The organism is Pseudomonas sp. 2848, assembly GCF_003253945.1.
Lineage (GTDB): Bacteria > Pseudomonadota > Gammaproteobacteria > Pseudomonadales > Pseudomonadaceae > Aquipseudomonas.
The window spans coordinates 488,560-510,864 of the sequence record NZ_QKZD01000001.1; the positions used below are offsets into that span (position 1 = coordinate 488,560).

The 22,305-nt window shown below is 64.2% G+C and carries 19 protein-coding genes; 16 read left to right on the top strand and 3 right to left on the bottom strand.

Translation table 11 applies throughout. The features are described 5' to 3' along the window. Window positions 1-4: 4 nt before the first annotated feature. The 10 genes from DFS21_RS02255 to DFS21_RS02300 all read left to right on the top strand — a co-directional run bounded on the left by DFS21_RS02255 (window position 5) and on the right by DFS21_RS02300 (window position 9,174). Window positions 5-526 carry a chemotaxis protein CheW gene (locus tag DFS21_RS02255; RefSeq protein WP_110697740.1) on the top strand — a complete coding sequence of 174 codons (522 nt, stop codon included), beginning with the start codon at window positions 5-7 and terminating at the stop codon, window positions 524-526. Further along, window positions 523-1,767, top strand: coding sequence for a protein-glutamate O-methyltransferase CheR (locus DFS21_RS02260; protein WP_110697742.1), 1,245 nt, complete (start codon window positions 523-525; stop codon window positions 1,765-1,767). Before DFS21_RS02255 ends, DFS21_RS02260 begins: the two co-directional genes overlap by 4 nt. Then, complete coding sequence (locus DFS21_RS02265) at window positions 1,764-2,429, top strand: chemotaxis protein CheW (RefSeq protein ID WP_256591220.1); 666 nt, start codon at window positions 1,764-1,766, stop codon at window positions 2,427-2,429. The genes DFS21_RS02260 and DFS21_RS02265 overlap by 4 nt, the downstream gene beginning before the upstream one ends. Beyond that, window positions 2,426-4,726: a hybrid sensor histidine kinase/response regulator gene (locus tag DFS21_RS02270; protein ID WP_110697744.1), complete on the top strand. Its 2,301-nt coding sequence runs from the start codon at window positions 2,426-2,428 to the stop codon at window positions 4,724-4,726. The genes DFS21_RS02265 and DFS21_RS02270 overlap by 4 nt, the downstream gene beginning before the upstream one ends. Beyond that, a complete protein-coding gene (locus DFS21_RS02275; RefSeq protein ID WP_110697746.1) occupies window positions 4,723-5,736 on the top strand; it encodes a chemotaxis response regulator protein-glutamate methylesterase in 1,014 nt (337 codons plus the stop codon). The genes DFS21_RS02270 and DFS21_RS02275 overlap by 4 nt, the downstream gene beginning before the upstream one ends. A gap of 51 nt (window positions 5,737-5,787) precedes the next feature. Then, entirely contained in the window at window positions 5,788-6,792 is a 1,005-nt protein-coding gene (locus DFS21_RS02280; RefSeq protein ID WP_102681604.1) for a PleD family two-component system response regulator, read from the top strand. 137 nt (window positions 6,793-6,929) lie between these two features. Then, window positions 6,930-7,652, top strand: coding sequence for an FKBP-type peptidyl-prolyl cis-trans isomerase (locus DFS21_RS02285; RefSeq protein WP_038705560.1), 723 nt, complete (start codon window positions 6,930-6,932; stop codon window positions 7,650-7,652). A 281-nt stretch (window positions 7,653-7,933) separates the two neighbouring features. Continuing rightward, a complete protein-coding gene (locus DFS21_RS02290; RefSeq protein WP_102681605.1) occupies window positions 7,934-8,374 on the top strand; it encodes a YkvA family protein in 441 nt (146 codons plus the stop codon). Between the two features lie 90 nt (window positions 8,375-8,464). Next, entirely contained in the window at window positions 8,465-8,809 is a 345-nt protein-coding gene (locus tag DFS21_RS02295) for a helix-turn-helix transcriptional regulator (RefSeq protein WP_110697750.1), read from the top strand. Beyond that, complete coding sequence (locus DFS21_RS02300) at window positions 8,806-9,174, top strand: hypothetical protein (RefSeq protein WP_023629774.1); 369 nt, start codon at window positions 8,806-8,808, stop codon at window positions 9,172-9,174. Before DFS21_RS02295 ends, DFS21_RS02300 begins: the two co-directional genes overlap by 4 nt. A gap of 53 nt (window positions 9,175-9,227) precedes the next feature. Here DFS21_RS02300 and DFS21_RS02305 read toward each other — a convergent pair whose 3' ends face one another. Together DFS21_RS02305 and DFS21_RS02310 are read right to left on the bottom strand one after the other, a co-directional pair. Then, window positions 9,228-10,985 carry a bifunctional diguanylate cyclase/phosphodiesterase gene (locus DFS21_RS02305; protein ID WP_111531749.1) on the bottom strand — a complete coding sequence of 586 codons (1,758 nt, stop codon included), beginning with the start codon at window positions 10,983-10,985 and terminating at the stop codon, window positions 9,228-9,230. 108 nt (window positions 10,986-11,093) lie between these two features. Beyond that, the gene (locus DFS21_RS02310; protein ID WP_178081991.1) at window positions 11,094-13,175 is read right to left on the bottom strand and encodes a carboxy terminal-processing peptidase; all 2,082 of its coding nucleotides are present in this window, start codon (window positions 13,173-13,175) and stop codon (window positions 11,094-11,096) included. A 144-nt stretch (window positions 13,176-13,319) separates the two neighbouring features. Here DFS21_RS02310 and DFS21_RS02315 point away from each other — a divergent pair, with 144 nt between their 5' ends. After that, the gene (locus DFS21_RS02315) at window positions 13,320-14,282 is read left to right on the top strand and encodes an NAD(P)H-quinone oxidoreductase (protein WP_110697754.1); all 963 of its coding nucleotides are present in this window, start codon (window positions 13,320-13,322) and stop codon (window positions 14,280-14,282) included. Window positions 14,283-14,390: 108 nt separating this feature from the next. Here DFS21_RS02315 and nadB read toward each other — a convergent pair whose 3' ends face one another. Then, complete coding sequence (nadB, locus tag DFS21_RS02320) at window positions 14,391-16,004, bottom strand: L-aspartate oxidase (protein ID WP_110697756.1); 1,614 nt, start codon at window positions 16,002-16,004, stop codon at window positions 14,391-14,393. A 437-nt stretch (window positions 16,005-16,441) separates the two neighbouring features. Here nadB and rpoE point away from each other — a divergent pair, with 437 nt between their 5' ends. From rpoE to lepA, 5 genes are all read left to right on the top strand, one after another. Next, window positions 16,442-17,023, top strand: a complete 582-nt coding sequence (rpoE, locus tag DFS21_RS02325; RefSeq protein WP_010220971.1) for an RNA polymerase sigma factor RpoE — start codon at window positions 16,442-16,444, stop codon at window positions 17,021-17,023. 31 nt (window positions 17,024-17,054) lie between these two features. After that, window positions 17,055-17,645 (top strand): sigma-E factor negative regulatory protein, encoded by a 591-nt coding sequence (locus DFS21_RS02330; protein WP_110697758.1) that lies wholly within the window; start codon window positions 17,055-17,057, stop codon window positions 17,643-17,645. A gap of 12 nt (window positions 17,646-17,657) precedes the next feature. Further along, window positions 17,658-18,623 (top strand): MucB/RseB C-terminal domain-containing protein, encoded by a 966-nt coding sequence (locus DFS21_RS02335; RefSeq protein ID WP_110697760.1) that lies wholly within the window; start codon window positions 17,658-17,660, stop codon window positions 18,621-18,623. 201 nt (window positions 18,624-18,824) lie between these two features. Next, window positions 18,825-20,231 (top strand): DegQ family serine endoprotease, encoded by a 1,407-nt coding sequence (locus DFS21_RS02340; RefSeq protein WP_371918089.1) that lies wholly within the window; start codon window positions 18,825-18,827, stop codon window positions 20,229-20,231. A 270-nt stretch (window positions 20,232-20,501) separates the two neighbouring features. After that, window positions 20,502-22,301, top strand: coding sequence for a translation elongation factor 4 (lepA, locus tag DFS21_RS02345; protein ID WP_038705563.1), 1,800 nt, complete (start codon window positions 20,502-20,504; stop codon window positions 22,299-22,301). The last annotated feature ends 4 nt before the right edge of the window (window positions 22,302-22,305 follow it).

A 22,305-nucleotide genomic window follows, 5' to 3' on the forward strand; every position in this document is an offset into this window, starting at 1 on the left:
GACGATGAACGAACCGTCCCCTCGCGAGGATCGCGAATCAGCCGGCAAGGGCGTGCTGTACCTGCAATTTCGCATCGCCGACCAGCGCTTCGCCCTGGACGTGCGTGAGGTGATCGAAGTGCTGCCGTGCCGTACCCTCAAACCCATCGCCCAGGCGCCGGGCTGGGTGGCCGGCGTGCTCGCCCACCGTGGTGCGTTGGTACCGGTGATCGACCTGTCGGCGCTGAGCTTCGGCATGCCGGCACAGTCGCGCAGCAGTACGCGGATGGTCCTGGTGCACTATCGCGCTGACCCGCGCCGTCCTCACCTGCAACTGGGGCTTGTCCTGGAGCAGGCCACCGATACGCTGCGCTGTGCCCCCGAGGAATTCCAGCCATACGGCCTGGACAATGCCGACGCGCGCTACCTCGGGCCGGTGCGCCAGGACGCCCGCGGTTTGTTGCAGCGCATCCAGGTGAATGACCTGTTGTCGGACGCGGTGCGTGAGCTGCTGTACCCCGTCGAGCCCGGGCAGGAGCCAGCATGAGCGAGCAACGTTTCTTCCGTTTCCTGCAGGAACGTATCGGGCTGGACGTGGAGTCGGTCGGCGCAGCGATGGTCGAGCGCGCACTGCGCCAGCGCTGCACGCTCGTGCAGGCTGCGGATCTCGACGACTATTGGCTGCGTTTGCAGCAGTCCAGCGATGAGCAGCAGGCCTTGATCGAGGCGGTCATCGTTCCGGAGACCTGGTTCTTCCGTTACCCCGAATCCTTCACCGCGCTGGCGGGGCTGGCGCACAAGCGTGCGGCAGAACTTGCCGGCGCACGGCCCTTGCGCATCCTCAGCCTGCCGTGCTCGACGGGCGAGGAGCCCTACTCGATCGCCATGGCCTTGCTCGACGGTGGCCTGAGCCCGGGCGCTTTCCGCGTCGATGGCATTGATATCAGCCCCAGTTCGGTGGCCAAGGGCGAGAAGGCGCTTTACGGGCGCAACTCCTTCCGCGGCAGCGAGCTGGCCTTTCGCGAGCGGCACTTCAGCCCAAGCGGCGATACCCATCGCCTGGATGAGCGGGTGCGCCAGCAAGTCAGCCTGCAGGCGGGCAACGTGCTCGACCCGGCGCTCAAGGCGCGTGAAGGGTTGTACGATTTTGTGTTCTGCCGCAACTTGCTGATCTACTTCGATGTTCCGACCCAGCAGCGGGTGTTCGAGGTACTCAAGCGCCTGATCCACGCCCAGGGCGTGCTGTTCATCGGCCCCGCCGAGGGCAGCCTGCTGGCGCGCCTGGGCATGCGCCCGCTGGGGATCGCCCAGTCATTCGCCTATGTGCGCCAGGATGATGCCCCACCGCCTGTTGCCAAGCCGTTGCCGGTTGCGCGCCAGCCAGTCGCGCCGCCGTCGCCGCGTCTCGTGGCACTGCCGCCCCGAGCCGCCAAGTCGAGCGCCGTGCCAGCGGCGCCGGTCCCGGCGCAGGGCGAAGCGCAGTTGCTGGCCCTCATTGCCCGGCAGGCCAATGCCGGTGAAAACCAGCAGGCCAGGGCGGACTGCGAACGCTATCTGCGCCAGTTCGCCCCCAAGGCGCAGGTCTATTACTGGCTGGGGTTGCTCAGTGACACCGAAGGCGATGCCGCGCAGGCCATCACCCATTATCGCAAGGCGCTCTACCTCGAGCCGCAGCACCCTGAGGCACTGATGCACCTGGCCATGCTGCTGGCCGCGCAGGGGGACGATGCCGGTGCCCGGCGCCTGCAGGAGCGTGCCGCCCGAGCTGGCAGGGAGTCTGAACGATGAGCGGCGGATACCATATGCAACTGATCGCCAATGACGACCAGCCCATCGATGATTGCTGGAACCGCATCGGCGTGCATGGCGACAAGCAGTGCCCGTTGCTGGAGCGGCATGTGCACTGCCGCAATTGCGAGGTGTACGCCGACGCGGCCACGCGCCTGCTGGACCGCTATGCGCTGGTCCAGGACGAGCAGGTCGAAACGGCCATCGTGGAGGAATGCGCGGTCGGCCGCTCGATGCTGCTGTTCCGCCTGGGCGAGGAGTGGCTGGCCCTGGCCACCGCCTGCCTGGCCGAGATCGCCCCGGCGCAGCCGGTGCACTCGTTGCCGCACCAGCGCTCGCGTGTGCTGCAGGGCGTCGCCAATGTGCGTGGTGCGCTGGTGCCTTGCCTGTCGCTCGCCGACCTGCTGGGCGTGCCGACGCAGGCGGGCGCGGAGCGCACCGGGCGGAGCATGCCGCGCATGCTGATTCTGGCGGCCGAGGGCGGGCCGGTGGTGGTGCCGGTGGACGAGATCGACGGCATCCATCGTCTTGACCTTGCGGGCCAGGACAACGGCCGCGATGCGGCGCATTTCACCGCTGCCGTGTTGCAGTGGCGAGGGCGCAGCGTGCGAGTGCTGGATGAACAACACCTGATGTCAGCCGTGAAGCGGAGCCTGTCATGACCCCGGAGCAAATGCGCGATGCGTCGCTGCTCGAGCTGTTCAGCCTGGAGGCCGAGGCCCAGACCCAGGTGCTCAGCGCCGGCTTGATGGCGCTGGAGCGCAACCCTGCGCAACCCGATCAACTCGAGGCCTGCATGCGTGCGGCGCACTCGCTCAAGGGGGCGGCGCGCATTGTCGGCATCGATGCCGGGGTCAGCGTCGCCCACGTCATGGAAGACTGTCTGGTGGCCGCTCAGGAGGGCCGCCTGCTGCTGCGCCCGGAGCATATCGACGCCTTGTTGCAAGGTACCGACCTGTTGATGCGTATCGCGACCCCTGGAGATCAGGGCGGCGAAGCCGCCGTGGCGGTGTTCCTGGCACAGATGACAACACTGCTCGACCCTTCGGCGCCCGTGTCGGTGATCGCGCAGGCTGGCGTTCCAAGCGCGCCGCCCGCTGCCATGCCAGCGCGGCCGGAACCCGAGCCAACGCTCCAGGCCCCCACGGAGCCTGAACCGGAAGCTGAGCCCGTGCCTGCCCGCAAGGCCGGCAAGCGCGGTGGCGAGGGGGGAGAGCGGGTATTGCGGGTGACCGCCGACCGGCTGAACAGCCTGCTGGACCTGTCGAGCAAGTCGCTGGTCGAGACCCAGCGGCTGAAACCCTACCTGGCCACCTTGCAGCGCCTGAAGCGCATGCATGGCCAGGGCATGCGCGGCCTCGATGGCCTGAAGGCCCAGCTGGAAGAGAGCGGGCAGGGGCCGGAGGTGCTGGAAGCGCTGGCCCAGACCCAGCAGTTGCTGGCTGAAACCCAGCAGATCCTCTTGCAGCAGGCGGCCGATCTCGACGAATTCGGTTGGCAGGCCAGCCAGCGCGCGCAACTGCTGTACGACACGGCGCTGGCCTGTCGCATGCGTCCGTTCGCCGATGTGCTCACCGGCCAGAGCCGGATGGTCCGCGACCTCGGGCGCTCACTGGACAAGCCGGTGCGCCTGTTGATCGAGGGCGAGAAGACCCAGGTCGACCGTGACGTGCTGGAAAAGCTCGAGGCACCGCTGACGCACCTGCTGCGCAACGCGGTCGATCATGGCATCGAACTGCCCGAGCAGCGCTTGCTGGCCGGCAAACCGAGCGAGGGCACCGTGCGCCTGCGCGCCTCGCACCAGGCCGGGCTGCTGATCCTCGAACTGTCTGACGACGGTGCCGGCATCGATCTGCAGCGCTTGCGCGAGAGTATCGTCGAGCGCGCATTGTCACCGGCCGAGACGGTGGCGCAGATGAGCGAGGCCGAGCTGCTGACATTCCTGTTCCTGCCGGGTTTTAGCCTGCGCGACACGGTCACCGAAGTGTCCGGGCGCGGTGTCGGCCTGGATGCGGTGCAGCACATGGTCCGTGAGCTGCGCGGCTCCATCGAGTTGACTCAGGTGGCCGGCCAGGGATGTTGCTTCCATGTGGAAGTGCCGTTGACCTTGTCGGTGGTTCGCAGCCTGGTCGTCGAGGTGGGCGGCGAGGCCTACGCCTTTCCGCTGGCGCATATCGAGCGCACCGTCGACGTGGCGGCCGAGGCCATCGTGCAGATCGAAGGGCGGCAGCACTTCTGGCACGAAGGGCGACACATCGGCCTGGTGGCCGCCAGCCAGCTTCTCAACCGGCCGGCGGCCCAGGGCGACGAACAGAGCCTGCGGGTGGTGGTGATCCGCGAGCGCGAGCAGCTCTATGGGGTGGCCGTCGAGCGGCTGATCGGCGAGCGGGTGCTGGTGGTGATGCCGCTGGATCCCCGCCTGGGCAAAGTCCAGGATATCTCCGCCGGGGCCTTGCTCGACGACGGTTCGGTGGTGCTCATCGTCGATGTCGAGGACTTGCTGCGCTCGGTGGACAAGCTGCTCAGCACCGGCCGCCTGGAGCGTATCGAGCGCGGTGGGCGGGGCGCCAAGGGTGCGGTGCGCAAGCGCATCCTGGTGGTCGACGACTCGCTCACCGTGCGCGAGCTGCAACGCAAGCTGCTGGGCCACCGCGGCTACGAAGTGGCGGTGGCCGTGGATGGCATGGACGGCTGGAACGCGCTGCGCAGCGATGATTTCGACCTGTTGATCACCGACATCGACATGCCGCGCATGGACGGGATCGAGCTGGTCACCCTGGTGCGGCGCGACAACCGCCTGCAATCGCTGCCGGTGATGGTGGTGTCCTACAAGGATCGCGAAGAAGACCGGCGTCGTGGACTGGATGCCGGTGCCGACTATTATTTGGCCAAGGCCAGCTTCCATGACGATGCGTTGCTGGATGCGGTCGAGGAGCTGATCGGAGGTGCCCAGGGATGAGAATCGCCATTGTCAACGACATGCCCATGGCCGTCGAGGCCCTGCGCCGGGCGTTGGCATTCGAGCCTGCGCACCAGGTGATCTGGGTCGCCGGCAATGGCGCCGAGGCGGTGCGCCTGTGCGCCGAGCAGACGCCGGACCTGATCCTCATGGACCTGATCATGCCGGTCATGGACGGCGTGGAAGCGACCCGGCGAATCATGGCCGAAACCCCCTGCGCCATCGTCATTGTCACCGTGGATCGCAAGCAGAACGTGCACCGGGTGTTCGAGGCCATGGGCCATGGCGCCCTGGATGTGGTCGACACCCCGGCATTGGGCGCGGGCGATGCACGCGAGGCAGCCGCGCCACTGCTGCGCAAGATCCTCAATATCGGCTGGCTGATCGGCCAGCAGCGGCCCAGCACCGCTCGGGCGGTGGCCGTGCCGCTGCGCGAGGCCTCGCAGCGCCGCGCGCTGGTGGCCATCGGCTCGTCCGCGGGTGGGCCGGCTGCCCTGGAGGTACTGCTCAAGGGGCTGCCGCGCAGTTTTCCGGCGGCCATCGTGCTGGTCCAGCATGTTGACCAGGTATTCGCCGCCGGCATGGCCGAGTGGCTCAGCAGCGCCTCTGGCCTGCCGGTGCGCCTGGCCCGCGAGGGTGAATCGCCGCAGCCGGGGCAGGTGCTGCTGGCCGGCACCAACCACCATATTCGCCTCCTTAAGAATGGCGAGCTGGCCTACACTGCCGACCCCGTCAACGAAATCTACCGGCCCTCGATCGATGTGTTCTTCGAGAGCGTGGCGCGTTGCTGGTCCGGCGATGCGGTGGGCGTGCTGCTCACCGGCATGGGGCGCGACGGCGCCCAAGGTCTGAAACTGATGCGCCAGCAGGGTTTCCTGACCATCGCTCAGGACCAGCAGAGCAGCGCGGTGTATGGCATGCCCAAGGCCGCCGCGGCGATCGACGCGGCGGTGGAAATACGTCCGCTGGAGCGAATCGCCGGACGACTGATGGAAATCTTTCCGAAATGACGATATGTATTGAGTCGCGCCGCGTGGCCGGCAGTAGACGGGTGATTACGCATGAATGATCTACCGATCGAAGGTTTCACGACCATCAACGAAAGTGCGGCGATGGTCCTGCTGGTCGACGATCAGGCCATGATCGGCGAAGCGGTGCGCCGTGGCCTCGCCCATGAAGAGAACATCGACTTCCACTTCTGCGCCGACCCGCACCAGGCGGTGGCCCAGGCCATGCGCATCAAGCCCACGGTCATCCTCCAGGACCTGATCATGCCGGGCCTCGATGGCCTGACCCTGGTGCGCGAGTACCGCAACAATCCGACCACCCAGGACATTCCGATCATCGTCCTGTCGACCAAGGAGGACCCGCTGGTCAAAAGTGCGGCCTTCGCCGCCGGGGCCAACGACTACCTGGTCAAGTTGCCGGACACCATCGAGCTGGTGGCGCGTATCCGCTACCACTCGCGCTCCTACCTCACCCTGTTGCAGCGCGACGAGGCCTACCGCGCACTGCGCGTGAGCCAGCAGCAGTTGCTCGACACCAACCTGATGCTGCAGCGGCTGATGAACTCGGACGGCCTGACCGGGTTGTCCAACCGCCGTCACTTCGACGAGTACCTGGAGCTGGAATGGCGCCGGGCGATTCGCGAGCAGCAGCAGTTGTCGCTGCTGATGATCGACGTCGACTATTTCAAGGCGTTCAACGACAGTTTCGGCCACCTGGCCGGCGACGAGGCCTTGCGCAAGGTGGCCGAGGCCATTCGTGGCTGCTGCTCGCGTCCTACCGACCTGCCGGCGCGTTATGGCGGCGAGGAATTCGCCCTGGTGCTGCCCAACACCTCGCCCGGTGGCGCGCGCCTGGTGGCCGAAAAACTGCGCCAGACCATCATGGGCCTGAAGATCGCCCATACCGTGCCCGAGGCGGCGTCGCACCTGACCGTGAGCATCGGCCTGGCGACCCTGACCCCGAGTGTCGGCAGCCATTGCCGGCAGCTGATCTCGGCGGCGGACAAGGGGCTGTACCTGGCCAAGAACAGCGGGCGCAACCAGGTCGGGATCGCCTGAGTCAGTTCCTGCAGGGGCTCACCCAGGAACTTCCAGCCCCCAACCCGCTCTTATGCCGGTAGCCATTGGTCGCGGCCGCCTGCTAAGCTCGCGGCTTTACCCTGATTGCCCTCATGGCGCATGAACAAGGAAATTACATGAAACAGCATCGTTTGGCGGCCGCGGTTGCCCTGGTAGGCCTGGTCCTCGCCGGTTGCGACGCCCAGACCAGCAGCGTCGAGCTGAAGACCCCAGCACAGAAGGCCTCCTACGGTATCGGCCTGAACATGGGCAAGAGCCTGGCCCAGGAAGGCATGGACGACCTCGACTCGAAGGCCGTCGCCCAAGGCATCGAGGACGCTGTTGGCAAGAAGGAACAGCGCATCAAGGACGAAGAGCTGGTCGAAGCCTTCACTGCCTTGCAGAAGCGCGCCGAAGAGCGCCTGACCAAGGCCAGCGAGGAAGCAGCCGCCGCCGGCAAGAAGTTCCTCGAGGAGAACGGCAAGAAACCTGGCGTGATCACCACCGCCTCGGGCCTGCAGTATGAAGTGGTGAAGAAGGCCGATGGCCCGCAACCCAAGCCGACCGACGTCGTCACCGTCCACTACGAGGGCAAGCTGACCGACGGCAAGGTATTCGACAGCTCCGTCGAGCGCGGCAGCCCGATCGACCTGCCGGTCAGCGGCGTGATCCCGGGTTGGGTCGAAGGCCTGCAACTGATGCATGTCGGCGAGAAGTACAAGCTGTACATCCCGGCCGAACTGGCCTACGGCGCCCAGAGCCCGAGCCCGCTGATTCCGGCCAATTCGGTCCTGGTGTTCGACCTGGAACTGCTGGCTATCAAAGACCCGGCCAAGGCCGGCGAAGCACCGGCCAAGTAACAGCCGTCGTGTTGCATGAAGACGCCCCGTTTCGACGGGGCGTCGTCGTTTTCAGCAGCGCTTGACGCGAACCGTTGGCGTCATTCACTGTCGCAAGCAGTGTCCGGCCTGAATACAGGCGTCTTTGTCGCAAAACGTTTGCGCGCTTGAAACGGTTGTGTAAAAAACGCCCGATTCGTACCCGGCCCTTGCCCGGTGGGCACCACGCGGCGTCAATGCCGCCCTGTTCACAAGGTTATCCACAATAAATGTGGATAACCTCCGGCTCCTGTGGAGGCCCTATGAGCGCACCTTGGAATTTCACCCGCTTCCTGCCCCTTGCCGAACGCTTGCTCAGCCGCGGCCGGCTGCCGGCACTGCTGTTCGCAGTGGCCCGCAAAGGGCCCAGGCTGGGCCAGCTGCGCGAGGACCTGCGCCTGATGCAGGCGCTTTGCCTGGCCTGGTGGCGTGGCGAGTACCGCGCTGTCAGCCCCAAGGCACTGGTGACCATCGTCGCCGGGCTGCTCTACTTCGTCAGCCCACTGGATGCCATCCCCGACTGGCTGCTGGGTGTCGGCCTGCTCGATGACATCGCCGTGCTGGGCTGGGTGCTCAAGACCGTGGCTGATGAGCTGGGCCGCTTCAAGGCCTGGCGCGACAGCCAGGCGCCGGAGCGGCTGCGCGTGGTCGAACGGTTGCCGGAAACCCCCGAAGCGCTGCGCCTGGAACGGCCCGGTAGCTGATTCCGCACAGACCCCTGAGGTTGGTAATATAATTGGCATAAGGGTTATGCCTACGGATTACATGCCGTAATCCAACGTCAAGGGGGTTGTATGGGTATTCAGGTCATCAGCCGGGACGGTCAGCCCGAGTACGCAGTGGTTCCCTGGGAGCAGTATCAGGCGTTGCTCGCGGCCGCAGGCCAGGCACCGGCTAGCGCACCCGTCACCGAAAGCAATGTTGCCAGCACTCAACCAAGCGCCAGCCTGTCCTCACTGGCTGAGCTGGCGTCCTTGCGTCAGGCCAAGGGGCTGGCGCCGGAGCAGCTGGCACGCAGTGTCGGCATCAGCCCGGCATACCTGGCCATGATCGAGTCCGGGGAGCGCCGCCCCGACGCGGCCATTCTACGCAGCCTGGCGTGGCACTTGGGCGTGGCCGGCTGGAGCGAGCCGTCATGAGCCAGGTCAGGATCAGCCGTCAGCAATGGCAGGGCCTGCTGAGCGAGCTTGACCTGGCCCGCCGGCAACGCCATCTGCTGACCTACCGGGCACTGCTCGAGCGTTTGCAATTGCCCAGCCCGGCCATGCAGACCTTGACCGCAGCCCTTGAGTACCTGGCGGTGCTCGACGCCCGCGCCGAGCAGCCGTTGCGCAGTTCGCTGGTGATCAGCCAAGGCGCCAGCCGCCTGCCACGCACCGGGTTTTTCGAGTGTGTCGAGCGCCTGGGACGGTTTTCCGGGCCGGTGGACGGCATGGAGGCGGCATCCTGGCATGCCTCGGAAGTGGTGCGGGTGTTCGAGTACCGCTACCCGGAAGAGGCCTGAACCGCGCAGAGGGGCTACCTGGCGCGGTCGCGGTTGCCGGGGGCTGCCAAGGTTTACTCCAATACTGTCGTATCGGTCAGGCTCAGGCTCGCCCCGCCGGTTTCCTTGGCCTTTCTTTTCGCCTGTGAGGCGAGCTCGGCCAACTGGCCGGCATCCAGCCCGGCGCAGCTTCCAGACTTGAGCCAGACCACGCCGATCGACAGCGACAGCAGTTCGAAGGTTTCCCGTTGACCCTGACGGTTATGGGCAATAAAGCATCCGGCCTCCAAGTGTTCACCGCGATAGAAGCGTCGACATTGCCGGGCGAATGCCTCCAGTAGCAGTTCAAGCCGCGCTTGCCAATCTGCCGAGCCCAATACCAGCATGAAATCATCCCCACCGATATGGCCGACGAAATCCCTGCTTGGGTCGACGCAGTCGCTCAGGCATTGCGCCAGGCACAACAGCACTTCGTCGCCACGGGCATAGCCATAGATATCGTTGAAGGGTTTGAAGTTGTCGATATCCACGTAGCATACGGCGGCCTCGCGCCGTTGCAGCAGCAGGCGCGCCAGGCACTGCTGGATCGGTACGTTGCCGGGCAGCAGGGTGAGTGGGTTCGCGTGCCTGGCCTGCTGGATCTTCTGTTCGGTGATCAGCTTGAGTACGTCGATCACCCGCCCCAACCCCAGATAACGCCCACTCTGGGTGATGATGAAGTCTTCCTCGATACGCTGGCGGGCGCGGCTGGTAAGCAGCCGGCTGACCTGCTGCAGCGACTGGCTGCGCTCAACGGCGAGAAAGTCCTGGCTCATCAACCGGCTGATTGGCTTGCGGGCGAACAGGTCGGTACCAAAAGGCTTGAGCAGGGCATCGGCAAGTGAATGGCGGTGAACGATACCGCATGGTTTGCCACGTTCGTCCAGTACCGCGAGCGAATTGAGGTTGGCCTGGCGGTGGAACGCCTCGAGTACTTGCTGAATGGGAGTATCGCGCGTGACCGAGGGTTGCAGGATGAGCAGGGCGCTGAGATCGCTGCTGTCCTCGTCCAGCGCCACAGCGGTATCCGGTGCCGGGGGCAGCAGGCCGAGGCTGTCACCTGGGGGAAACTCCTGGGGGCGCCCCAGCAGGTAGCCCTGGACCAGGTCCACGCCCATGTCGCCCAGTATGGCCAGTTCCTCGGCCAGTTCGATGCCTTCGGCGATCACCTGGGCGCGGGAAGCGCGTGCGATCTGCAGGATCGAGCCGACGAACTCACGCTTGAGCGGGTCCTGGTGGATGCCATCGATGAAATGGCGGTCGATTTTCACGTAGTCCGGGCGCAGTTCCGACCACAGTCGCAGGCTGGAGTAACCAGCACCCAGGTCATCCAGGGCGATGGAAAAACCCATGTCGCGGTAATGGTGCAGGGCGTTGTACAGCAGTTGGAAATCTTCGGTGGGCGTCTGCTCGGTCAGTTCGATGACCACCCGGCTGGGGGCCAGGCCGACCTGTTCGAGCATTTGCAGGGTGCGCCCGGAAGGGTAGTTGGGTTCTACCAGGGACTCGGGCGAGACGTTGAGAAACAGCTGGCCCGCCAGGTTCAGCTCGCTGAAGCGTCGGCAGGCGGTTTCCCTGCACAGCACTTCCAGTTCACCCAGGCGACCGGCCTGGCGGGCGATGGCGAACAGGTTCAGGGGTGAGTGCAAAGGGCTGTTGGAGGGGCCGCGGCTCAGGGCCTCATAGCCGAGGATGCGCCGTTCGGAGAGGCAGACGATGGGTTGGAACAGACAGTGGATGCTGCGTTGAGCCAGGATGGCACTCAATGCGCTGAGCTGTTCGGTGACGGTCATGGACTGCTTCCTGAATTGAAAAGGGCCAAACGCTTGCACGTTCGGCCCTTCCATTTCACGACAGTCCGATGACTGTTTGATGACAGGTCACATTATTTTGCCATCACTTCAGTGCTTGGCCACCGAGGTGCTGAGGCTCAGGTAGTCGAGCAGGATGCGACCGGTCTCGGACAGGTAGGCATCGTCCTCGGGCTTGGTGTCGTCCGGCTCGGCGGGCAGGGCGTCCTCGTCCTCTTTCTTCAGTTCCTTGAGCGGCTCTTCGCCCTTGGCCTTGCGCCGGATATTCTCCAGCGCCAGCTGCTTGGCTTCGATCTCGTCGTGGCGGGCGCGACGCTGCTGCTCGTTGAGGCTGACGGTCTTCTCGTTCATCAGCTTCTGGGTCAGTGCCAGGCGGTCGCGGATGTAAACGAACTCGGCATCCTTGTCACTGCGCGCCTCATGCTGCGCTTTGAGCTGGGCGAGGAACGGCTTGAACGGATCGGAGGCAGGCTTGACCACTGGACGGATGGTGTCCCACGGCATGGCTTCAGGCAGGGCGCTTTCACCGATTTCCTTGGTGTCGATGATCGACGGGTAGGCGATGTCCGGCAGCACGCCCTGGTGCTGGGTACTCTGCCCGGAGACCCGGTAGAACTTGGCCAGCGTCAGCTTGAGTTCGCCATGGTTGAGCGGCTGGATGGTCTGCACGGTGCCTTTGCCGAAGGTCTGGCCACCGATGATCAGCGCACGGTGGTAGTCCTGCATGGCGCCGGCGAAAATTTCCGAGGCGGACGCCGACAGGCGGTTGACCAGCAGTGCCAGCGGGCCTTTGTAGAACGCGCCGGGGTTCTCGTCCTCGAGCACGTCGACGCGCCCGTCGCTGTTGCGCACCAGCACGGTCGGGCCCTTCTCGATGAACAGGCTGGTCAGCTCGGTGGCTTCCTGCAGCGAGCCGCCACCGTTGTTGCGCAGGTCGATGACCACGCCGTCGACTTTCTCTTTCTGCAGCTCGGTGAGCAGCTTCTTCACGTCGCGGGTGGTGCTCTTGTAATCCGGATCGCCAGCGCGGTATGCCTTGAAGTCCAGGTAGAAAGCCGGGATCTCGATGATGCCGAGCTTGTAGTCACGGCCATCCTGCTTGAGCTTGAGCACCGACTTCTTCGCCGCCTGCTCCTCGAGCTTGACCGCTTCGCGGGTGATCGAGACGATCTTGCTGGTCTGGTCGTTCGGCGCGTTGCTGGCCGGGATGACCTCCAGGCGCACCACCGAGCCTTTCGGGCCGCGGATCAGCTTGACCACTTCGTCAAGGCGCCAGCCGACCACGTCGACCATTTCCTTGTTGCCCTGGGCGACGCCGATGATCTTGTCGGCCGGCGCCACCTGTTTGGTCTTGGCGGCAGGGCCGGCCGGTACCAGGCGTACGATCTTGACCTGGTCGTTGTCGCTCTGCAGCACCGCGCCGATGCCTTCGAGCGACAGGCTCATGTTGATGTCGAAGTTCTCGGCGTTGTCCGGCGACAAGTAATTGGTATGCGGGTCGTAGGACTGGGCGAAGGTGTTGATGTAGGCCTGGAAGATGTCTTCCGCGCGGGTCTGGTCCAGGCGCGCCAGCTGGTTCTTGTAGCGCTTGCTCAGGGTTTCCTGGATCTGCTTGGGATCCTTGCCGGCAATCTTCTGGCGCAGCACTTCGTCCTTGACGCGCTTGCGCCACAGGTCGTCGAGCTCGGCCTGGTTCTTCATCCACGGGGCGTCCTTGCGGTCGACCAGCAGGTCTTCCTTCACCGTGAAGTCGATCTTGTCGGCACCCTTGGCCAGCTCCGCCAGGGCGAAGTTCAGGCGCGACTTCACGCGGTCCAGGTAGCGCTTGTAGATGGTGAAGCCCGGCTCGAGGTTGCCACTTTTCAGGAAGTCGTCGAACTGGGTCTTCCATTTGTCGAATTCGGCGATGTCGGCTGCGGTGAAGTAGCTGCGCGAAGGGTCGAGCAGCTTGATGTAGCTGTCATAGATGATGACCGAACGGGCGTCGTCCAGCGGCGGCTTGCTGTAGTGGTGGCGCTTGAGCAGCTCGACGATGTTGAGGCTGGCGACTACTTCGTCGCGGTCCGGCTGCAGGCTGTCCCACTTGTTGGCAGCGGCCGCATTGCCACCGAGCGTGAGGCTGCCCAGGCCGATCATGAGGGCGAGGGCGGTGCTGGGGAGGAAATGCTTCATGCTGATTCGACGTGGAGGCAATTGATCACGCATAGTAGGCCGTCTTATCCGTTCGCCGGTTCCATCGGAGCCGGACGCATACTGCAAAAAGCCTGGGACTTGGCGTGCCCAGGCTCGGTCATATGATTCAACTATGGAGGCACTGTGAAGGCATTGCAAGGCGTTGACGGACATGTGGCGTGGGTCGAGGCCGAGCGCCCGGCCTGCGATGCCGGGCAGGTACGTATCCGCGTGGCCGCCGCGGGCCTGAACCGCGCCGACCTGCTGCAGCGGGCGGGGCTGTACCCGCCGCCTCCTGGTGCCAGCCCTTATATGGGGCTGGAATGCGCCGGCGTCGTAGAGGAAGTCGGAGCGGGTGCCGATTGGCGTGTGGGCGACCGGGTCTGTGCATTGCTCGCCGGTGGTGGCATGGCCGAGGAGGTGGTGGTCGACGCCCGTCATGTGCTGCCGGTGCCCGAAGGGTTGAGCCTGCAGGAAGCCGCTGCGATTCCCGAGGTGTATGCCACGGCCTGGCTGAACATCTTCCAGCTGGGGGCATTGAAGGCTGGCGAGAAGGTATTGGTGCATGCCGGGGCCAGTGGTGTGGGCTCGGCGGCGATCCAGCTGTGCAAGGCCTTCGGCAACCCGGTGTGGGTCAGCGTCGGCTCGCCGGAGCGGCTGGCCTACTGTGAGTCGCTGGGGGCCGCAGGTGGGGTGGTGCGCAATAGCAACCTTGATGACCTCAAGCAGCTTGGTCCATTCGATGTGATTCTGGACCCGGTGGGCGCCAGTTATGCGCCGCTCAACCTGCAGCTGCTGGCCCGTGACGGGCGTTGGGTGATCATTGGTCTGATGGGCGGACGCAAGGTCGAGCTGGACCTGGCGCTGGTGTTGGGCAAGCGCCTGGAAATCACCGGCTCCACGCTGCGCAACCGTGATGACGGGTTCAAGGCCGAATTGTTGCGCGAATTGCGCCAGCAGGTGTGGCCGTTGTTCGCCGAGGGGCGACTGTCGCCACAGCTGGTCGATACCTATCCGGTCGAATTCGCCGAAGCGGCCTATGCGGAACTGGCAAGCAACCAGGTTTCCGGGAAGCTGGTGCTGGTGATCGATCCAGCCCTCGTTTGATGGCGGTTCGTGGGAGCGGGCTTGCGCCGCGATGACGATACAGAGGCTGTCATCCCTTCGCGGTGCAAGTCGGATCGCCGCATCGGCGCTCCCACGCCTGTCCATGTCTTACTCGTGGTTCGGTGGCACCAGGATCGTGTCCCTGGCCTCAGGCAGCATCCCTGGATAATCCAAGGTGTAATGCAGGCCCCGGCTTTCCTTGCGCTGCATGGCCGAACGGATCATCAGCTCGGCCACCTGCGCCAGGTTGCGCAGCTCTATCAGGTCACGGCTGACCTTGTAGTTGCTGTAGAACTCGTCGATTTCGTCCAGCAGCATGCGCACCCTGTGCTCGGCCCGTTGCAGGCGCTTGCTGGTGCGCACGATGCCCACATAGTCCCACATGAAGCGCCGCAGTTCGTCCCAGTTGTGCGCGATGATCACGTCCTCGTCCGAATCGGTGACCTGGCTGGCATCCCAGCAGGGCAGGGCGCGGGGCATGGCGACCTGGTCCAGGCGCGCCTCGATGTCGGCGGCGGCGGCGCGGCCGTAGACGAAGCATTCGAGCAGCGAGTTGCTGGCCATGCGGTTGGCGCCATGCAGGCCGGTGAAGCTGGTTTCGCCGATGGCGTACAGGCCGGGCACGTCGCTGTGGCCATGCTCGTCGATCATTACCCCGCCACAGGTGTAATGGGCCGCAGGCACCACCGGGATAGGCTGGCGGGTGATGTCGATACCGAAGGTCAGGCAGCGTTCGTAGACCGTCGGGAAATGGCTCTTGATGAAGTCGGCCGGCTTGTGGCTGATATCCAGATAGACGCAGTCCACCCCCAGGCGCTTCATCTCGTGGTCGATGGCGCGGGCGACGATATCCCGTGGCGCCAGCTCTTCACGTGGGTCGAAGCGCGGCATGAAACGCTCGCCGTTGGGCAGGCGCAGCAGGGCGCCCTCGCCGCGCAGGGCCTCGGTGATCAGGAAGCTCTTGGCCTGCGGATGGTACAGGCAGGTTGGGTGGAACTGGTTGAACTCCAGGTTGGCCACCCGGCAGCCGGCGCGCCAAGCCATGGCGATGCCGTCGCCGCAAGCACCGTCGGGATTACTGGTATAGAGGTAGACCTTGGCCGCGCCGCCGGTGGCCAGCACGGTGAAACGGGCACCGAAGGTGTCCACCTCGCCGGTGTTGCGGTCCAGGACGTAGGCGCCAAGGCAGCGATCTCCGTCCAGGCCCAGGCGCCGCTCGGTGATCAGGTCGACGGCCACGCGCTGTTCCAGCAACTGGATGTTCGGCCGCTTGCGCGCCTGCTCCAGCAACGTGGTGAAGATAGCGGCACCGGTTGCGTCGGCGGCATGGATGATGCGCCGGTGGCTATGGCCCCCTTCGCGGGTCAGGTGGAACTCGAAACCACCATCGTCGACGCTGTAGTGTTCGTCGCGGGTAAACGGCACGCCTTGCTCGATCAGCCACTGGATGGCCTCGCGGCTGTGCTCGACGGTGAAGCGCACGGCATCTTCATGGCACAGGCCGCCACCGGCGTTGAGCGTGTCTTCGACATGCGACTGCACGGTATCTGTGTCATCGAGCACCGCGGCGACACCGCCCTGGGCCCAGAAGGTAGAACCGTTGGCCAGGTCGCCCTTGCTCAGCACGGCAATGCGCAGGTTGCCGGGAAGGTTCAGTGCCAGGCTGAGACCGGCGGCACCGCTACCGATCACCAGGACATCATGTTGGAATTGTTGGCTCATGTCGGGACACTAGTAATCTTTGGAGGGGGCACGGCACAATAGTCGGGCGCCGATGGCATTGTGAAACTATCGTGAAACCGGGTCGGGGTGCCTTTATAGCAGCCCCGGGCGCCTGATTTCCAATGGCACTTGCGGGTGGGTGGCGATCTTTGTGGGAACTTTCCGATACCCCTGGAAATCCTATACAGGCTGCCCGTACGCCACAGGTTGCTGCGGCGACGCAAGGCGCCGGCTCTATTCTGGGCTGGCACCTGCGTAACGAAAAACTGATTATCGGCGCAGCCGGCCGTGACCGCGTTGCGTCTTCCGTGCGAGCCGACCAAGGGCCGCAGGAAACTTGCTTGGAGGGGAGAACTTTTGCGAAAAGCCCGAGTCTATGGTTGCAAGCCTGAACGATGGCTGTTGCAACGCTCCTTCGAGATCACTGAGGAGTGTTCATGCTAACCCAGGAAGAGGATCAGCAGCTTGTCGAGCGCGTGCAGCGTGGCGACAGGCGAGCGTTCGATCTGTTGGTGCTGAAGTATCAGCACAAGATTCTCGGGTTGATCGTGCGTTTCGTACACGACACCCATGAAGCGCAGGACGTGGCGCAGGAAGCCTTCATCAAGGCATACCGTGCGCTTGGGAATTTTCGCGGTGACAGTGCGTTCTACACCTGGCTGTACCGCATCGCCATCAACACGGCGAAGAACTACCTGGTATCCCGTGGAAGACGGCCACCAGACAGCGATGTGAGCTCCGAGGATGCGGAGTTTTATGACGGCGATCATGGTCTCAAGGATCTCGAGTCCCCAGAGCGCGCGTTGTTGCGGGATGAAATCGAAGGCACCGTCCATCGAACCATCCAGCAATTGCCCGAAGACTTGCGCACGGCACTGACCCTGCGCGAATTCGACGGACTGAGTTACGAAGACATTGCCAGTGTCATGCAATGTCCGGTGGGTACCGTGCGCTCTCGAATCTTCCGCGCTCGGGAGGCCATAGACAAAGCCCTGCAACCTTTGTTGCAGGAAACCTGAGACAGCGGCGACAGCCAAGAGAGGAACCGCCATGAGTCGTGAAGCTTTGCAGGAATCGCTGTCCGCGGTGATGGATAACGAAGCGGACGAACTGGAACTGCGTCGCGTGCTGAACGCCGTCGACGATGCCGAAACCCGTGCCACCTGGTCGCGTTACCAGGTTGCCCGTGCAGCCATGCACAAGGAGCTGCTGCTGCCCAAGCTGGACATCGCCTCGGCGGTTTCCGCGGCGCTGGCCGACGAGGCCGTGCCGGCCAAGGTCAAGCAGGGCCCGTGGCGCACCATCGGCCGCCTGGCCGTGGCCGCTTCGGTAACCGTTGCCGTACTGGCGGGTGTGCGTTTGTACAACCAGGACGAGATCACTGGCGCCCAGCTGGCCGCCCAGCAGCCAGCCCAGCAGGGCCTGAGCATGCCGCAGGTGCAAGGCCCGGCCGTATTGGCAGGCTATAGTGAAGGCAACGAGCAACCAACCGGGCCGATGGCCAACGGTGTGCTGCAGAACCAGGCCGGTTGGGATCAACGCCTGCCAGGCTACCTGCGCCAGCACGCCCAGGAGTCCGCGCTGAAGGGCAACGAAACCGCGCTGCCTTACGCTCGCGCCGCTAGCCTGGAAAACCGCTAAGTAAGGAGGATCATGCGCGCGCTACCTCTCCTGTCGCTGCTGCTTGGCAGCAGCCTGACGGTACAGGCCCTGGCCGCCAACTCTTCGCCCGAGGCGAGCGAGTGGCTCAACAAGCTGGCAAGGGCCGAGCAGCAGCAGAGTTACCAGGGTTCCTTCGTCTACGAACGCAACGGCAGCTTCTCATCCCACGATATCTGGCATCGTGTCCAGAACGGCAAGGTCAGCGAGCGTCTGCTGCAGCTCGACGGCTCGGCCCAGGAAATCGTGCGGGTCGACGGCAAGGTGCAGTGCGTCAGTGGCAACCTGGTCAGCAGCGTGACCGCCGCGCCGGACAATGCCGCGCGGGTGCTCGATCCCCTGAAACTGATGAGCTGGTACGACCTGAGCGTGGCAGGCCAGTCACGCGTCGCTGGGCGCGACGCGGTGATTGTCTCGCTCACCCCGCGTGACCAGCATCGCTATGCCTTCGAATTGCACCTGGATCGGCGTACCGGCCTGCCTCTACGCTCGTTGATGCTCAACGACAAGGGCCAGTTGCTCGAGCGCTTCCAGATGACCCGCCTGGACACCGACGACGGGCCGACCGACGCCGACCTCAGCGCCGGTGCTTCCTGCAGGCCGGTCGAACAGGTCGCCTCCGGCACCTCCGAAAGTGCTGCCGGGTGGCGTTCTGACTGGTTGCCGCCGGGTTTCGAGCTGGTCAACAGCTCGGTGCGGCGCGACCCCGAGCGCAAGAGTACCGTCAGCAGCCTGATGTATGACGATGGCCTGGCCCGTTTTTCGGTGTTCCTCGAGCCGATCGGCAACGAGCCCGGTATCGATACCCGTGCCCAGCTCGGCCCTACTGTCGCAGTATCGCGGCGTCTGACCACGCCCAAGGGCAAGGTGATGGTCACGGTGGTCGGCGAGATTCCGCTGGGCACTGCCGAGCGTGTCGCCTTGTCGATGCGGGCCCAGGATGCCCAGGCGCGTCAATGACTGAGCAGTGCCCTGACAGCTCTTGTTACACAGAGCTGACATGAAATTAAGGCATTGTCATTTGCAATCCTGCCGCAAATTTTCTATAGGTCAGGCTTCTCGGAGTCTGGCCTTTCCTGCGTCTGCGGGAACCTTACTGCTAACTACGCTCGTTGTGACGGGAGCCGTATGTCAATACCACGCTTGAAAACCTACCTATCGATGTTCGCTGCCGTGCTGATGCTCGGCCAGGTGCTCAGTGCCCAGGCCGAGGAGTCCCTGCCGGACTTCACCACCCTGGTCGAGCAGGCCTCGCCGGCGGTGGTCAACATCAGTACCAAGCAGAAGCTGCCAGACCGCCGTGTCGCCGCCGGGCAGATGCCCGACCTCGAAGGCCTGCCGCCGATGTTCCGCGAGTTCTTCGAGCGCAACATGCCGCAGCAGCCGCGTTCGCCGCGCGGTGATCGCCAGCGTGAGGCGCAGTCGCTGGGGTCGGGCTTCATCATTTCCAGTGACGGCTACGTGCTGACCAACAACCATGTGGTGGCCGACGCTGACGAGATCATCGTCCGCCTGTCCGACCGCAGCGAGCTGCAGGCCAAGCTCGTGGGTACCGACCCACGCACCGACGTGGCGTTGCTCAAGGTCGACGGCAAGAACCTGCCGACCGTCAAACTGGGCGATTCGGAAAAGCTCAAGGTCGGTGAATGGGTGCTGGCCATCGGTTCGCCGTTCGGCTTCGACCACTCGGTGACCAAGGGTATCGTCAGCGCCAAGGGCCGCACGCTGCCCAACGACACCTATGTGCCGTTCATCCAGACCGACGTGGCGATCAACCCGGGCAACTCCGGTGGGCCGCTGTTCAACATGAAAGGCGAGGTGGTGGGCATCAACTCGCAGATCTTCACCCGTTCCGGCGGCTTCATGGGCCTGTCGTTCGCCATCCCGATCGACGTGGCGATCGATGTATCGAACCAGCTGAAGAAAGACGGCAAGGTCAGCCGCGGCTGGCTGGGCGTGGTGATCCAGGAGGTCAACAAGGACCTGGCCGAGTCGTTCGGCCTGGACAAGCCGGCCGGTGCCCTGGTGGCCCAGGTCCTGGAAAACGGCCCGGCAGCCAAGGGCGGCCTGCAGGTGGGCGACGTGATCCTGAGCATGAATGGCCAGCCGATCGTCATGTCCGCCGACCTGCCGCACCTGGTGGGCAGCCTGAAGGATGGCGAGAAAGCCAAGCTTGAGATCATCCGCAATGGCAAGCGCCAGAACCTGGATGTGACCATCGGCGCATTGCCCGAGGATGACGCCGACATCGGCATGGGTGCGGGTGCCGATGGCAGCGCCGAGCGCAGCAGCAACCGTCTGGGCGTATCTGTCGCCGACCTCAGTGCCGAGCAGAAAAAATCGCTTGAACTCAAGGGTGGGGTGGTCATCAAGGAAGTCCAGGATGGCCCGGCGGCCATGATCGGCCTGCGTCCGGGCGATGTGATCAGCCACCTGAACAACCAGGCCATTGCCTCGGCCAAGCAGTTCACCGAGATCGCCAAGGAACTGCCGAAGAACCGTTCGGTGTCCATGCGCGTGCTGCGCCAGGGGCGTGCCAGCTTCATCACCTTCAAGCTGGCTGAATAAGCGGATTGCAAGGTAGGAAAGGGCAGCCTCGGCTGCCCTTTTTCTTGAGCAAGCAGGAGTAAAGGTCCTGCGTGGGAGCGGGCTTGCCCCGCGATATTGTCAGATCAGGCAACAATTTCAACTGATCGGACGCCATCGCGGGGTAAGCCCGCTCCCACGCTAACCGATAGGCAGGTGACAAGGGTTCTCCCATATCCCTGCGGCTTGAGGTACAATTCCCGGCTATTTTTCGGCGGGCGTCCGGCTCGCAGCCTTTTCGAGTGTTGACCTGTGAGTGATTTGAGTCATATCCGCAATTTCTCCATCATCGCCCACATCGACCATGGCAAGTCGACGCTGGCCGACCGTTTCATCCAGATGTGCGGTGGCCTGTCGGCGCGCGAAATGGAAGCCCAGGTCCTCGATTCCATGGACTTGGAGCGCGAACGCGGTATCACCATCAAGGCCCACAGCGTCACGCTGCACTACAAGGCGCAGGATGGTAAAACCTACCAGCTGAACTTCATCGACACCCCCGGCCACGTTGACTTCACCTATGAAGTCTCGCGCTCGCTGGCGGCGTGCGAGGGCGCGCTGCTGGTGGTCGATGCCGGCCAGGGCGTCGAGGCGCAATCGGTGGCCAACTGCTATACCGCCATCGAGCAGGGCCTGGAAGTCATGCCCGTGCTGAACAAGATGGACCTGCCCCAGGCTGACCCGGACCGCGTCAAGGACGAGATCGAGAAGATCATCGGCATCGACGCCACCGACGCCGTGGCGTGCAGTGCCAAGAGCGGCATGGGCGTCGACGAGGTGCTCGAGCGCCTGGTACATACCATCCCCGCGCCGACCGGTGAGATCGACGCCCCGCTGCAGGCGCTGATCATCGACTCCTGGTTCGACAACTACCTGGGCGTGGTCTCGCTGGTGCGTGTGCGCCAGGGCCGCGTCAAGAAAGGCGACAAGATCCTGGTCAAGTCCACCGGCAAGGTGCATCTGGTCGACAGCGTTGGTGTGTTCACCCCGAAACACACCCAGACCGCTGATCTGAAAGCCGGTGAAGTGGGCTTCATCATCGCCAGCATCAAGGACATCCATGGTGCGCCGGTGGGCGACACCCTGACCCTGTCCAGCACCCCGGAAGTCGAAATGCTGGCGGGCTTCAAGAAGATCCAGCCGCAGGTTTACGCGGGCCTGTTCCCGGTCAGTTCCGACGACTTCGAGGACTTCCGCGACGCCCTGCAGAAGCTGACCCTGAACGACTCGTCGCTGCAATACATGCCGGAAAGCTCCGACGCCCTGGGGTTCGGCTTCCGTTGCGGCTTCCTCGGCATGCTGCACATGGAGATCATCCAGGAGCGCCTGGAGCGCGAATACGACCTGGACCTGATCACCACCGCGCCAAGCGTGATCTATGAGCTCGAGCTCAAGACTGGCGAGACCATCGTCGTCGACAACCCATCGAAGCTGCCGGACGTCTCGTCCGTCACCGACTTCCGCGAGCCGATCGTCACCGCGACCATCCTCGTGCCGCAGGAGCACCTGGGCAACGTCATCACCCTGTGCATCGAGAAGCGTGGCGTGCAGCGCGACATGCAGTTCCTCGGCAGCCAGGTGCAGGTGCGCTACGACATGCCGATGAACGAAGTGGTCCTGGACTTCTTCGACCGGCTCAAGTCCACCAGTCGCGGCTACGCGTCGCTGGACTACCATTTCGACCGCTACCAGTCGGCCAACCTGGTCAAGCTGGACGTGCTGATCAACGGCGACAAGGTCGATGCCCTGGCCCTGATCGTGCACCGCGACAACGCCGCCTACAAAGGCCGTGCGTTGACCGAAAAGATGAAGGAACTGATCCCTCGGCAGATGTTCGACGTGGCGATCCAGGCAGCTATCGGCGGCCAGATCATTGCGCGGACAACCGTCAAGGCGCTCAGAAAGAACGTACTGGCCAAGTGCTACGGTGGTGACGTCAGCCGTAAGAAGAAGCTGCTGGAGAAGCAGAAGGCCGGTAAGAAACGCATGAAGCAGGTAGGTAACGTGGAGATTCCACAGGAAGCCTTCCTCGCTGTGCTCAGGTTGGATAGCTAGGTCC